Source organism: Plantactinospora sp. BB1 (assembly GCF_003030385.1).
GTDB lineage: Bacteria > Actinomycetota > Actinomycetes > Mycobacteriales > Micromonosporaceae > Plantactinospora.
Genome location: NZ_CP028159.1, coordinates 6,529,608 through 6,542,719, shown reverse-complemented (window position 1 = coordinate 6,542,719; position 13,112 = coordinate 6,529,608). Strand labels below are relative to the sequence as shown.

At 73.1% G+C, this 13,112-nt stretch carries 12 protein-coding genes; 9 read left to right on the top strand and 3 right to left on the bottom strand.

Annotated features, from left to right (window positions below; all coding sequences use genetic code 11):
• The first annotated feature begins 272 nt into the window (after positions 1–272).
• Entirely contained in the window at positions 273–1,232 is a 960-nt protein-coding gene (locus tag C6W10_RS28535; RefSeq protein ID WP_107262129.1) for a hypothetical protein, read from the top strand.
• Positions 1,232–2,188 (top strand): serine hydrolase, encoded by a 957-nt coding sequence (locus C6W10_RS28530; protein WP_107262127.1) that lies wholly within the window; start codon positions 1,232–1,234, stop codon positions 2,186–2,188. The genes C6W10_RS28535 and C6W10_RS28530 overlap by 1 nt, the downstream gene beginning before the upstream one ends.
• 31 nt (positions 2,189–2,219) lie before the next feature.
• Here the strand turns inward: C6W10_RS28530 and C6W10_RS28525 are convergent, their stop codons facing one another.
• The 3 genes from C6W10_RS28525 to C6W10_RS28515 are packed head-to-tail and all read right to left on the bottom strand — an operon-like array spanning position 2,220 to position 5,016.
• On the bottom strand, positions 2,220–3,068 hold the full coding sequence (locus C6W10_RS28525; protein ID WP_107262125.1) for a menaquinone biosynthetic enzyme MqnA/MqnD family protein: 849 nt from the start codon (positions 3,066–3,068) through the stop codon (positions 2,220–2,222).
• A complete protein-coding gene (locus tag C6W10_RS28520) occupies positions 3,065–4,387 on the bottom strand; it encodes an MFS transporter (protein WP_107262123.1) in 1,323 nt (440 codons plus the stop codon). Before C6W10_RS28520 ends, C6W10_RS28525 begins: the two co-directional genes overlap by 4 nt.
• A 47-nt stretch (positions 4,388–4,434) precedes the next feature.
• Positions 4,435–5,016: a helix-turn-helix transcriptional regulator gene (locus C6W10_RS28515; RefSeq protein WP_234358887.1), complete on the bottom strand. Its 582-nt coding sequence runs from the start codon at positions 5,014–5,016 to the stop codon at positions 4,435–4,437.
• A 118-nt stretch (positions 5,017–5,134) separates the two neighbouring features.
• On the opposite strand from C6W10_RS28515, the gene C6W10_RS28510 reads away from it, so the two are divergent.
• The 7 genes from C6W10_RS28510 (at position 5,135) to C6W10_RS28480 (ending at position 13,103) form a co-directional block, all read left to right on the top strand.
• Positions 5,135–6,550: an ATP-binding protein gene (locus C6W10_RS28510; RefSeq protein WP_107262121.1), complete on the top strand. Its 1,416-nt coding sequence runs from the start codon at positions 5,135–5,137 to the stop codon at positions 6,548–6,550.
• A 162-nt stretch (positions 6,551–6,712) separates the two neighbouring features.
• The gene (locus tag C6W10_RS28505) at positions 6,713–8,710 is read left to right on the top strand and encodes an AAA family ATPase (protein ID WP_107262119.1); all 1,998 of its coding nucleotides are present in this window, start codon (positions 6,713–6,715) and stop codon (positions 8,708–8,710) included.
• Between the two features lie 185 nt (positions 8,711–8,895).
• Entirely contained in the window at positions 8,896–10,203 is a 1,308-nt protein-coding gene (locus C6W10_RS28500; protein ID WP_159104796.1) for a serine hydrolase, read from the top strand.
• A gap of 169 nt (positions 10,204–10,372) precedes the next feature.
• Positions 10,373–11,113 (top strand): transporter, encoded by a 741-nt coding sequence (locus tag C6W10_RS28495; RefSeq protein ID WP_199853760.1) that lies wholly within the window; start codon positions 10,373–10,375, stop codon positions 11,111–11,113.
• Positions 11,110–11,430, top strand: a complete 321-nt coding sequence (locus C6W10_RS28490; protein ID WP_107262115.1) for a transcriptional regulator — start codon at positions 11,110–11,112, stop codon at positions 11,428–11,430. Before C6W10_RS28495 ends, C6W10_RS28490 begins: the two co-directional genes overlap by 4 nt.
• A complete protein-coding gene (locus C6W10_RS28485; protein WP_107262113.1) occupies positions 11,427–12,350 on the top strand; it encodes an ABC transporter ATP-binding protein in 924 nt (307 codons plus the stop codon). Before C6W10_RS28490 ends, C6W10_RS28485 begins: the two co-directional genes overlap by 4 nt.
• 15 nt (positions 12,351–12,365) lie before the next feature.
• The gene (locus C6W10_RS28480; RefSeq protein WP_107262111.1) at positions 12,366–13,103 is read left to right on the top strand and encodes an ABC transporter permease; all 738 of its coding nucleotides are present in this window, start codon (positions 12,366–12,368) and stop codon (positions 13,101–13,103) included.
• Positions 13,104–13,112: the final 9 nt, after the last annotated feature.

Below are 13,112 nucleotides of genomic sequence, written 5' to 3'. Positions count from 1 at the left end.
CTGGTCACATCGGTCCAAATATTCGCCATCTATTACCACATAAGCGGTCATTTCAGGGCGACATCGGAAGACTCCCGGGCTTCACCATCTGGCGGATTGGACCCGGCCACGTAAACTTTCCCCCGTTCCCGTACTGCCGCCTCCCCCGGCAGTCCGGACGCGGAGCAGACCGCCGGTGTGGGGCTGGCGGAGGCGCCGCCGACCCACAGTCACACCGCACAGCGCCCTGGACACAGCGGCCCCCCGGCCTTCACCCTTGGAGCCCCATCCTCATGCGTCCCCGCGTGACCCTGGTGCTCGCCATCACGACAGTCGTGCTTGGCGGCCTGTTGCTCGTGCCCGCCGCGTACGCCCGGCTGGCCGACTCCGGCGGGAGCACGTCCTCGGCCGAGGAGGCGCCCGTCGGGATCGAGCCGTCCGCGCCGCCGCCGCCGACCCTGGCCGCCGCGCCGGTCACGGTGAAGGGGGTGGACGGCTTCCTCGGCTGGGCCCTGCTCGACCGGGAGAGCGGCAAGATCTCCGGCTCCAAGAACATGACCTCGACCAACTCGACCGAGTCGATGATCAAGGTCTGGATCGTCTCGGACTACCTCCGCCGGCTCGGCGACAAGACGCCTCCCTCGGCGACCCTGAAGATGGCCAGCACGGCGATCCGGGACAGCAACGACGACTCGGCCGAGACGCTCTACAACAGGGGTGGCCGGGGCGCGGTGGTGGACCGCCTGATCAAGATGTGCCAGCTCACCGACACCCGCAAGGTGGTACCACCGGGGGAAAGTTCTGTTTGGTGGAGTTATACCGAAATGTCCCCTCGGGACGCGGTGCGGATGGGAGAGTGCATCAAGGACGGCACGGCCGCCGGACCGAAGTGGACCAAGTGGGTGCTGGACGAGATGACCAAGGTGCGCGGCACGACCTCCGCGAGGGATCAGAAGCTCAAGCAGGGCGGCGGGCGCTGGGGCATCATCGACGGGCTCTCCGAGGGGGTCCTGGCGCAGGGCCCGGTCGGCATCAAGAACGGCTGGACGCTGATCAACGCTGACGGCAAGTGGCACCTGAACTGCCTGGCCGTCAGCGACGACTGGGTGCTCTCCGTGATGACCCGCTACTCCGGCCGCAAGGGCCTCGACTACGGCGCCGACGTCTGCGCCAGCGTGGCCAGCCAACTCACCACCCCGCAGCCCGGCGCCGTGCTGAAGGTCCCGATGCCGCTGACGGCGAGGCAGTCCTGATGGGTGCCGACGAACGCGCCGCCGAGCGGCGGGCCCGGTCCAACCGGTCCACCCTGCTCCGGCTCACCCTGATCGCGGGCGTGCTCTTGGTGCTGGTGCTGGTCGGGCTCCGGCTGATGCCGGGCTCGCCGTTCGCGAGTACCGCCGCCGCCAAGTGGGGCGAACCGTCCGGCCCGGCCGGTCCGGCCGCCACCACCCCGGGCCGGCCCGGCACGCCCACCCCGACCCCCAGCCCGGAACTGCCGCCGCTGCCGGTGGCGCCCGCCAAGGTGAAGATCGACAAAGACGGCTGGTGGAACTGGGCGCTGATGGACACCCGGACCGGCAAGATCTCCGGTTCGGCCAACATGGACGAGACCAACCCGACCGCCTCGATGATCAAGGCGTGGATCGGCGCGGACTTCCTCCGTCGCGCCGCCGAGCAGGGCGACACCCCGAGCGACACCCGGATGAACCAGGTCTCGATCATGATCCGGGACAGCGACAACAACGCCGCGCAGACCCTCTACGAACTCAACGGCGGCACGGCGTCGATCAAGCGGCTGATCAGCATCTGCGACCTGACCGACAGCAGCCCGGCCGCCGACGGCGGCTGGAGCCGGACCGCGCTCTCGGCCCGGGACACCGCCCGGATGGGCGCCTGCATCGCCGACGGCCGGGCCGCCGGGCCGAAGTGGACGAAGTGGCTGCTCGACGAGATGCGCGCGGTGCGCGGAGTCGGCAACTTCGGCATCCGCAAGGCGTTCCCGGCCGCCGAGCAGAAGACCATCGCGGTCAAGAACGGCTGGGTCGACCGGCAGCGCGAGCAGAAGTACACGGTGAACTGCCTGGCCATCGGCGACGGCTGGACGATGGCGGTGGAGACCCGGTACGCGATCAACCTCGGCTACACGTACGGGGCGAAGATCTGCGAGGACGTGGCCCGGCAGCTCCGCGCCGCCTCCGACGCCACCTGAGTCTCCGCCCGGCCCGACCGGGCCGCCCGGCTCAGTCGGAGAAGAAGACCGGTCCGTCCGCCGGCAGCGCCGGTACGCCGGTCAGCTCGACGGCGCGGCGGGCGAACTCCCGCAGTCCGGTCACCTGGCGCTCGCCGAGCGAGAAGTCCAGGGTCCGGAAGTACGTGGCCAGGGTCGCCGCGTCGAACGGCTCCCACCGGGCCGCCGCCTCGGCGACCTCGTCCAGCTCGGCCAGGCAGAGGTCCCGGGAGCGCAGGAACGCCTGGTGCACGTCCTTGACCTGCCCGGGGTGGTTTGCCGCGAAGTCCCGGCGTACCGCCCAGACGGCGAAGACCATCGGCAGCCCGGTCCAGTCCCGCCAGGCCTGCCCGAGGTCGGTGACGGCGAGCCCACGCCCGGGCGCCTCGTAGAGGGCGCGCAGCGCCACGTCGCCGATCAGCACCCCGGCCTCGGCCTCCAGCAGCATCGTGGTCAGATCGGGCGGGCAGCTGAAGTACTCGGGGTGCACGCCGTACTTCTGCGCGAGCAGCATCCGGGCGAGCAGCACACCGGTCCGGGAGGTGGAGCCGAGGGCCACCTTGGCGTCGTCCAGCTCGGCCAGCGGGCGGGTGGAGACGATGTTGACCGAGAGCACCGGGCCGTCGCTGCCGACCGCGAGATCCGGCAGCAGCAGCAGCTCGTCGGCGTGCTTGAGGTACTCCACCAGGGTGATCGGCCCGATGTCGAGGTCACCGGCGACCAGGGCGGCGCTGAGCCGCTCCGGCGAGTCCTTGTGCAGCTCGACGTCGATCAGCGCACCGGAACGCATCAGCCCCCAGTAGATCGGCAGACAGTTGAGAAACTGGATATGGCCTACCCGGGGTCGCCGCAGCTCGGTCATGATCCGACGGTAACCGCCGGTTCGACCGGCTGCCCGGCCGACCGGGGCGGAAGTGGCCCAGGACGCATCGTGGCCCGCTCGCGCCGGGCGGCCCGCAACACCACCGGGGTCACCGCGGCGACCACGGCCAGCCCGGCCGCCCCGGTCACCGCGACCAGCGGCCGGGGCGGGAAGCCGGCGAGCAGCAGCCCGCCGGCCAGATAGCCGAACATCCCGGCGCCCTGGATCGCGGCGCCCTGGGCGGCGAAGGCCCGGCCGCGCGCCGCCGGTGGCACCCGGTTGGCCAACACCAGGTTGCTGAAGACGTTGAGCCCGCCGTTGGCGGCGCCGCCGACCAGCCAGAGCGGGACCAGCCAGCCGGCGGCCGGCACTGTGGCGCCGAGTCCGACCAGCAGGCAGGCCGCGCCGAGCATCCCGAGCACGCCCTTGACCAGGGCGCCGTCGTCGCGGGCCCGCCGGGCGGTGCCGGCCAGCAGCCAGGCGCCGACCAGCATGCCGGCGGTCCAGGCCGCGCTGATCAGGCCGAACATCGTGGTCGAGGAGTGCAGGGTCTCGCGTACGTAGAAGACCTCGATCACGTTGACCGCGCCCACCCCGGCCACGGTGGCGGCGATCGCGGCCACCATCGTCCAGAGCAGCGGGTCGCGGCGCAGCCGCCAGGCGGGGGCCGCCGGTGCCGGGGTCGCCCCGCCGGCCGGTCCCGTCGCCCGTCGGCCACCCCGCCGGGTACCCAGCAGCAGGCCGGCGGCGATCAGCGCGAGATAGCTGCCGGCGTCGAGCAGCAGCGGTACCCGGGCACCGAACTGCCCGACCAGCAGCCCGGCCAGGGCCGGCGCGACGAGCATGCCGACCGAGCCGGCGGTCTGGTTGATCGCGCTGGCCCGGGGCAGGTCGGCCCGGCGCACCATCTCGGGGAGCAGGGCGGCCAGGGTCGGCTGGGTCACCGCCAGCCCGCAGGCGAGCAGCGCGGCGAGCGGCAGGATCACGGCGGTGCTCTCGGCGAAGGCGAGCGCGGCGCAGACCAGCGCCTGGCCGGCACCGGCCCAGACCAGCAGGGTGCGGCTGTCCACCCGGTCGGCCAGTCGACCGGTCAGCGGGGCGAGCAGCACCAGCGGCAGCGTGGCGGCCAGCATCACCCCGGAAACCGCCAGTCCACCCGCTCCGGCGGATTGCAGGGCGAGCGCCAGCGCGGTCGCGGCGAGGAAGTCGCCGCAGGTCGAGACGGCTCGGGCCCCGGCGGCCAGGTAGACGTCCCGCCAGTGCGACACCGTCGGCGTGCCGTCGTCGGGTACGGCGACACCGACAGTTGTGAAAGACATACTTCGAAAGTAATCCTTCACAACTGCCGTACGCAAGCCCGGTCGGTTTACTCCATCGGCAGCGCCGCGAAGTGGACCATCACCGGACGGGACCCCTCGGGCGGATCGGCCCGCTCCCGCCGCCGGTACGGCCGCATCAGCTCGCGGATCCTGTCGTTCAGCGCCACCAGCTCCTCGGCGGTCAGCATCAGCACCGCGCCGCCGTACTGGGCAGCGTCGTACCACTCCTTCGGCTCCTCGCCGATCCGCCGGGCCCAGCTCCGGATCCGCTCCATGTCGCGGGCGGCGTACACCTCGATCAGGGTCTCCTGGGCGGCCCGCGCCTCCGGCGACGCGTCCTGACCGGCCTCCACCCCCCAGGAGCCGACACTGCTGCGCCAGAGCCGCTCGCGGGCGTCACCCCGGCTCGGCGCCTGCTCGACCAGGCCGAACTTCGCCAGCTCCCGCAGGTGGTAGCTGACCGCGCTCGGGGAGAGCCCGACGATCTCGGCGCACTCGGTGGCGGTGACCGCCGCCCCGGTGGTGGTCAGGTGCTCCATGATCCCTAGCCGGGCCGGATGCGCCAGCGCCCGCATCACCTGCGGATCACTGATCATCATCGGCCGCTGCTCGACGGGCTGCTCGGTCATGCGCCCCATGATTCCGCCTTCGGCCGGCCCGGCGGCAGCTACCCGGCCGGCACCGCTACACAAACTGTTCGTACCACAACCAGCCGGTACTACAAACAGTTTGTAGTAGACTGGCCGCATGCCGATCGTGGGCCGGAAGGCCGAACTGGCCGAACTGACCTCGGCCTGGCAGCGGGCCACCGAGGGACATCCCGAGCTGGCCGTGGTCTGGGGTCGCCGCCGGGTCGGCAAGACCTACCTGCTCACCCACTTCGCCAGGGAGAAGCGGGCGGTCTACTTCACCGCCACCCGGCAGGACGCCGACGACCGGCAGCTCCGCCGGTTCGCCGAGGCGCTACGCGAACAGCTCGGCGACGAGGTGGCCGACCTGGCCCCGGCGACCTTCCCCGACTGGGAGACCGCGCTGCGGTTCGTCGCCCGGCTGGCCCGCACCGCCCCGCTGCTCGTGGTGCTCGACGAGGCGCCCCGGCTGACCGGCGGGCACGCCGACTTCGCCGACACCGTCTCCGCCGTCTGGGAGAACCACGTCCGCGACCAACGGCTGCTGCTGGTGCTCTCCGGGTCGGCGGTCGCGGTGATGGAGCAGATGCTCGGCCCGCAGGGCGGACTGCACCGCCGGGCCGGCGTCGAGCGCCGGATGGATCCGTTCCCCCTGCTGGACGCCCGGGCGTTCCTGCCCGACCTGGCTCCCGAGCAGTTCCTTGAGGCGTACGCGGCCTGCGGCGGCTACCCGCTGCACCTGAGCAGGTGGTCGACAGGGCGCTCCACCGAGGAGAACCTGCACGAGTTGGCCTTCACTCCCGGTGGCCTGCTGCTGCGGGACGCGCCGGACATCCTCTCCGAGGACCTCGACTGGCGAGGCGGCTACGAGCGGGTGCTGACCGCGATGGCCGGCGGCGCCCGGCGACGGTCCCGGATCGCCGGCCGGGCCCAGCAACGGATCGACTACACCCTCGACCGGCTGCGCCGGGCCGGCTACGTCCGGGCGGTACGCCCGATCGGCGCGGGCGGCTCGGCCGACCCGATGTACGAGATCGCCGACGACTACCTCGCGTACTGGTTCGCCGTGCTCCGCGACGACGCCGACCTCATCGACGGCGGGCAGGGGCCCGCGGTCCGGCGACGCACCTGGGGGCGGTGGCAGACACACCTCGCCCGGGTCTTCGAGGCGGCCGCCCGAGAGCACGCCCAGCATCTGGTGGCCACGGGTGCGCTGCCCGCCGAGACGGTGGTCGGCCGCTGGTGGAAGGACGAAACCGTCGAGATCGACGTGCTCGGCCTGGCCGGCGACGATCCCGTACTCGTCGGCGAGGCCCGCTGGCAGACCAGGCCGCTCACCCTGCGCGACCTGACCGACCTGCGGCGCCGGGCCGGCCACCTGCCGCCGCCCGGACCGGCCGGCCTCACCTTCGGGTTCTGGTCGCGCGGCGGTGGCGACGAGACGCTGGCCGGGCACCCGGAGGTCCGCACCTTCACTCCGGCCGACATGCTGGCAGGCACACCCGGCCGGCGGTCCGGCCGGCGCGGCGGGTGAAATTCGCTGGAACCCCGACCCAGCCGCAGGTAGGCTCATTGGCCGCTTGACGGCCGAGGTGAGAAAGCACCGCAGCGGACGTCCCCGCGCCGGGTGCCGGCCATCCGCCCCCGGACACGCGAGCGAGCAGCCGACGCGCCGACGCGCCGATGGGAAACCAGCATGCCCGCACAGGACCTCGACACCGACCTGGAGTACGAACGCGCACACCTGGCCGCCTCCCGGGCCGCCCTGCGGCGGATGCGGGAGCACGCCGAGTCGCTCTTCGCGACCGGTCAGGACGTCGCCGGTGACGCGTACGCGGCCGAGACGCTCGGCCGGACCCTCTCCCGGCGAGTCGCCGAACTCGCCGACGACCCGAACACCCCGCTCTTCTTCGGCCGCCTCGACTTCGCCGACGCCAACCACCACATCGGGCGGCGACACGTCACCGACCCGACCGGCGAGCCGATGGTGCTGGACTGGCGGGCCCCGATCTCCCGCTCGTTCTACCGGGCCACCGTCCGGGACCCGCAGGGGGTACGGGTCCGGCGGCGGTTCGGCTTCGGCGCCGGCCAGCTCACCAGCTTCGAGGACGAACACCTCGACCGGGGGCAGGAGTACGGCACCGCCAGCCGGATCCTGACCGCCGAGATCGAACGCCCCCGGGTCGGGCCGATGCGGGACATCGTCGCCACCATCCAACCCGAGCAGGACGAACTGGTCCGGGCCGACCTGGCCGACTCGATCTGCGTACAGGGTGCGCCCGGGACCGGGAAGACGGCGGTCGGGCTGCACCGGGCCGCGTACCTGCTCTACCTGCACCGGGAGCGGCTGCGCCGGTCCGGGGTACTCGTCGTCGGGCCGAACCGGGCGTTCCTGTCGTACATCTCGGCGGTACTGCCGGCGCTCGGCGAGGTCGAGGTGACCCAGGCGACCGTGGAGGACCTGCTCGGCACCCCGGTACGTGCCGTGGACCCCCCGGACACCGCCGCGCTGAAGCACGATCCCCGGATGGCCGAGGTGCTGCGCCGGGCGCTGGCCGGGCAGGTGCGGGCACCGGAGGAGCCGATGGTGGTCTCCGACGGCTCGTACCGGTGGCGGATCACGGCGGAGGCGCTGCGCCGGGTCGTCGAGGAGGCCCGCCGGGAGGGGCTGCCGTACGCCACCGGCCGGGAACGGGTCCGCGCCCGGGTCGTCGGCCTGCTGCAACGACAGTCGGAGGCCCGCCGGGGCGACTCGCCCGGCGAGAGCTGGCTGCGCCGGATGGGCCGGTGCGGGCCGGTCACCGAGTTCCTCGACCACTGCTGGCCGGCGGTCACCCCGGACGGGCTGGTACACCGGCTGCTGGCCGACCCCGAGGCGCTGGCCGCCGCCGCCGACGGGCTGCTCACCGAGGCCGAGCAGGCCCTGCTGAGCTGGCCCAAGCCGCCCCGTACCCCGAGGGCGACGAAGTGGACCGCCGCCGACGCCGTACTCGTCGACGAGGCGGCCGGGCTGGTCGAGCGGGTGCCCAGCTTCGGGCACGTGGTGGTCGACGAGGCCCAGGACCTCTCCCCGATGCAGTGCCGGGTGATCGCCCGGCGCAGCGAGCACGGCTCGGTCACCCTCCTCGGCGACCTCGCCCAGGGCACCGCGCCGTGGGCCGCCACCGACTGGCGGGAGACGCTGCGACACCTCGGCAAGCCGGACGCCTCGGTGGTGCCGCTGACCATGGGCTTCCGGGTGCCGGCGGCGGTGCTCGCGCTGGCCAACCGGCTGCTGCCGGCGCTGGCCGTGGAGGTACCACCGGCCGAGTCGCTCCGCTCGGACGGCGCGCTGGAGATCCGTACCGTGCCCGACCTGGCGGCGGCGACGGTGGCCGAGGTGCGGGCGGCGCTGGCCCACGACGGTTCGATCGCGGTGATCGCCGCCGAGGCCGAGACGGACGGGCTGCGCGCGGCGCTGACCGCCGCCGGCGTCCCGACCGGCACCGCCGACGAGGTCGAGACCGCCTGCCGGGTCACCGTCGTGCCGGCCACCCTGGCCAAGGGTCTGGAGTACGACCACGTGATCGTGGTCGAGCCGGCCCGGATCGTGGCGGCGGAACCGCGCGGCCTGCACCGGCTCTACGTGGTGCTGACCCGGGCGGTCTCCCGGCTCGCCGTGCTGCACAGCGAGCCGCTGCCCGCACCCCTGTGACCGGGCGACCCGTGAAGTCCGAGGGTGCGGGTCCGCCTCGCGGGGGAACCGGCCGGCGGACCGGGCGGCGGTCGGCTCGTCCACGGTGTCGAGTCGTAGCTCAGCACCCAAGTGGACGATCCGGCCGGCGGGCCCGGCCAGAATGCGAAGGGAACAGAACACCAGCCACCCCGGGGGAGGACCAGTTGTCCGCGTTCCGTCCACACCAGTCCCGCCGCGACTTCCTGCGTACCGTCGCGGGGTCGGCCGTGGCCGCCACCGCGCTCGCCGCCGGCGCCTCGCCGGCGCTGGCCGCCCCGGCCGGTGCCACCCGGTCCGGTTCCGGCGGCGCGCTGCCGGACGAGGCGCTGCGCGACGCCCTGCGCGCGATCACCGACGCCGGGATGCCCGGCGTCTTCGCCGAGGTACGCGACGGGCACGCGACCTGGCGGGGCGCCAGCGGCGTCGCCGACGTGACCACCGGCCGCCCGGTGCGCCCCGACTTCCAGCACCGGATCGGCAGCATCACCAAGACCTTCACCGCCACCGCGCTGTTGCAACTCGTCGGCGAACGCCGGCTCGTGCTCGACGCGCCGCTGCGCCGCTATCTGCCCCGGCTCGCCCCGGCCGGGGTGACCGTGCGGATGCTGCTCGACCAGACCAGCGGGATCAACGACTTCGACAACGTGGTCTTCGGCTCGGTGGAGAACATCGAGAAATACCAGCGGACCACCGTCCGGCCGCTGGAACTGGTCGCGATGGGGCTGGGTCAGGAGCCGACGAACGCGCCGGGCGAGCGGCACTCCTACTCCAACACCAACTACGTGCTCGCCGGACTGCTGCTGGAACGGATCACCGGGCGGCCGGCCACCGCCGAGGTCACCCGCCGCGTGCTGCGCCCGCTCGGACTGCACCGGACCTACTTCCCGGGTACGGAGCGACGGATCGACGGGCCGCACTCGGCCGGGTACGTGCCGTGGGTCGACGGGACGCTGCGGGACTTCAGCGTCTACAACATGTCCTGGGCCTGGATGGTCGGCGATATCGTCTCCACCACCGCCGACGTGAACCGGTTCTTCCGAGCTCTGCTCGGCGGCCGGCTGCTGCGTCCGGCCGAGCTGGCGCAGATGCGTCGTACGGTGCCGGCCGACCCGACCGTCCCGGACGGTGCCCAGTACGGGCTGGGCCTGCTCGGCGTGCCGCTGCCGAGCGGTCCGGTCTGGGGACACGACGGCGTCGTACTCGGCCACCAGACCATCTCGCTGCACTCTCCGGACGGCCGCCGCCAGGTCACCGTGGCGCTGAACGCCACCCACTACTGGGTACCGGGGCAGCCCGACCCGATCGGCGAGGCGCTCTGGGGCTTCCTGCTCACGGTCTTCGCCGGTACGGCGGCACCGGCGGGCGCCCGGGGTCGGTTCTCGGGGAGCCCGTGGACGGCCGGGCCGCTGACCGCCGCTCCGGGCGCCACGGTGCTGCACCGGCCGCTGCCCACCGCGCGCGTCGCCGGCTGACGGCTTCCGCGTACCCGCGTCCGGGCCGGAGGCGCACGTCCGTGCAGCGGCGTGCGCCCCGGCCCGGTGGCGTCTCTGCCGCACTCTGCCACCCCGCCGCCGGGCCGGTCTTGACCGCCGCGAAAAGTAGTTGGTGCGACGGTGGACTTTGTGTTGTAAACTCGTTTACGTGACTGGGAACTTTGACGACCACACCGGCGGGCCGACCGACCGCGACGAACTGCCGCCCGCCGACCCGGCCGCCGCACTCCGGCTCATCGCCGAGCAGCAGGCCGAGGCGGCCCGCAGGCTCAGCCCCAACCTGCTCTGGTACTACTGGCCCTGGGGCCTGGCCTGGCTGATCGGCTTCGGCCTGTTCTTCCTGCGCTTCGGCCCGGGCGGCCGGGTCTTCGTCGACCTGCCGAGCTGGCTGCCGCTGCTGACCCTGCTCACCCTGCTGATCGCCGCCGGGATCACCTCCGGGATCGTCGGCGGCCGGACGTACGGGCAGGTCACCGGCGACTCCAACCGACGCGGCCTGTGGTACGGCCTGGCCTGGGGCCTCGGGTTCACCGGCGTCAGCACGGCGCTCGGCCAGGTCTCCGAGCACCTGCCCGAGGACCTCGCCGGACTGCTCTGGGCCGGCGTCACCGTCGGGCTCACCGGCGCCCTGCACATGGCCGGCGGCGCGATCTGGCTGGACCGCAACATGTTCCGGCTCGGCGTCTGGATCAGCGTCATCAACATCGCCGGGATGATCGCCGGCACCGGCTGGCACGCCCTGCTGATCTCGGTGGCCGGCGGTGGCGGGATGCTGGTGGCCGGCGTCCACTTCCTGCTCCGCGACCGCCATCGCAGCCGGAGCCTCGCCGCCGGTGCGCCGGACGGTGTGTCGGGCAGCCCGAGCGGGAGCGCCCGGAGCAGCTCGTGACCGGCCTGCCGGAACTCGACCCCGTGATCCACGCGCAGGCCCGGCTCCGGGTCACCGCGACGCTGGCCACCCTGCGGGGCAACGACCGGATCACCTTTCCCCGGCTCCAGGACATCCTCCAGATGACCGCCGGCAACCTCTCGGTGCACCTGCGCAAGCTCGAGGAGGCCGGCTACGTCGAGATCGTCAAGACCCACCAGGGGCGTACCCCGACCACCCTTGTCGGACTCACCCGGCGCGGCCGGTTCGCCTTCGAGGAATACACCCTGGCGGTCCGCGCCCTGCTCGACCCGCCCCAGACCGAGGAGAAGTCATGATTCTCGCCCGTGCCGTCCAGGCCACCCGCCGGTACGGCGACGTCACCGCCCTCGACCGGGTCGACCTCGAACTCCCGGCCGGTGAACTGGTCGGCCTGCTCGGCCCGAACGGTGCCGGCAAGAGCACCCTGCTGAGCCTGCTGGTCGGGCTGCGCCGGGTCAGCTCCGGCCGGGTGGAACTCTTCGGCGGCGACCCCCGCGACCCGGCCCACCGCCGGCAGATCGGGGTGACGCCGCAGGAGACCGGGCTGCCGGCCACGCTGCGGGTCGGCGAGGTCGTCGACTTCGTCTCCGCGCACTACGCCGACCCGGTCCCCCGGGCCGAACTGCTCGGCCGGTTCGGCATCGACGACCTGGTCCGGCGGCAGACCGGTGGCCTCTCCGGCGGGCAGAAGCGCCGGCTGGCCGTCGCGCTCGCCTTCGTCGGGCGTCCCCGGCTGGTCTTCCTGGACGAGCCGACCACCGGGCTGGACGTGACCGCCCGCCGCGAACTCTGGGACGGCATCCGCCAGTTCCACGCCGACGGCGGCACGGTGCTGCTGAGCAGCCACTACCTGGAGGAGATCGAGGCGCTGGCACACCGGGTGGTGGTGCTCGGCCACGGCCGGGTACTCGCAGACGACAGCGTCAACGCGATCCGCGACCTGGTCGGGGTACGCCGGGTCAGCCTGGTCGCCCCGGAACTGCCGCCCCTGCTCGGGGTACGCGCCGTGGAGCGGGTCGACGGCGTCACCCACCTGCTCACCACCGACGCGGACCAACTCGTCCGGGACCTGGTGCGCAGCGGCGTCTCCTTCTCCGAACTGGAGATCCGGCCGAGCAGCCTGGAGGACGCCTTCCTGGCCATCACCGAGGCGCGGCCCGACACCCGGGCGCAGCCGATCCCGGCACAGTCCCACCCCCAGCCCGCCGACGCCTGACCGGAGGACCCGAACGTGCGACTCTCGCTCGTACACGCCAGATACCAGCTGCTGGAGACCGTCCGGATCCCGATCGCGCTGGTCGGCAGCGCCTTCTTCCCGGCCGCCTCGATGCTCTTCTTCGTCGTCCCGTTCAGCGGCGACGACCCGGTGGTCGCCACCTACGCCACCGCCTCGATGGTCACCTTCTCGGTGATGAGTACCAACATCTTCCAGTACGGCATCGGGGTGGCCGAGGACCGGGCGCAGCCCTGGGACCCGTACATGCGGACGCTGCCCACCGGCGCCGCGCCCCGGTTCGCCGGCCGGATCCTCGCCGGACTGCTCCTGACCCTGATCTCGCTGATCCCGGTGGTGGTGATCGCCGCGGTGGCGACCGAGGCCCGGGTGACCGGCCCGGCCTTCCTGGCCGCACTCGGCACGGTCGTCGTGATCGCGGTGCCGTTCACGCTGATGGGGCTCGCGATCGGCTACGCGCTGCCGAGCAAGGCGGCGATCGTGGTCGCCCAGGTGGTCTTCTTCCCGCTGGCCTTCGGCGGCGGCCTGCTCTTCCCGCCCGGCAACTCGCCCGGTTTCATCGAGACGATCGCCCCGTACCTGCCGACCCGGGGTGCCGCCGAGTTGATGTGGACCGCCGTCGGGGACTTCCGGGCCGAGACCCTGTCGCTGGTGATGCTCGGCGTCTGGATCGTGGTCCTGGCCGCGGTCGCCGGCTGGGCGTACCGGCGGGACGAGGGGCGGCGGTTCAGCTAGCCCGCTGCC

What these genes read in the sequence shown, in the direction of transcription:
- C6W10_RS28535 (WP_107262129.1), top strand. Translation starts at nt 273, where the DNA reads ATGCGTCCCCGCGTGACCCTGGTGCTCGCCATCACGACAGTCGTGCTT.
- C6W10_RS28530 (WP_107262127.1), top strand. Translation starts at nt 1,232, where the DNA reads ATGGGTGCCGACGAACGCGCCGCCGAGCGGCGGGCCCGGTCCAACCGG.
- C6W10_RS28525 (WP_107262125.1), bottom strand. Translation starts at nt 3,068, where the DNA reads ATGACCGAGCTGCGGCGACCCCGGGTAGGCCATATCCAGTTTCTCAAC.
- C6W10_RS28520 (WP_107262123.1), bottom strand. Translation starts at nt 4,387, where the DNA reads ATGTCTTTCACAACTGTCGGTGTCGCCGTACCCGACGACGGCACGCCG.
- C6W10_RS28515 (WP_234358887.1), bottom strand. Translation starts at nt 5,016, where the DNA reads ATGACCGAGCAGCCCGTCGAGCAGCGGCCGATGATGATCAGTGATCCG.
- C6W10_RS28510 (WP_107262121.1), top strand. Translation starts at nt 5,135, where the DNA reads ATGCCGATCGTGGGCCGGAAGGCCGAACTGGCCGAACTGACCTCGGCC.
- C6W10_RS28505 (WP_107262119.1), top strand. Translation starts at nt 6,713, where the DNA reads ATGCCCGCACAGGACCTCGACACCGACCTGGAGTACGAACGCGCACAC.
- C6W10_RS28485 (WP_107262113.1), top strand. Translation starts at nt 11,427, where the DNA reads ATGATTCTCGCCCGTGCCGTCCAGGCCACCCGCCGGTACGGCGACGTC.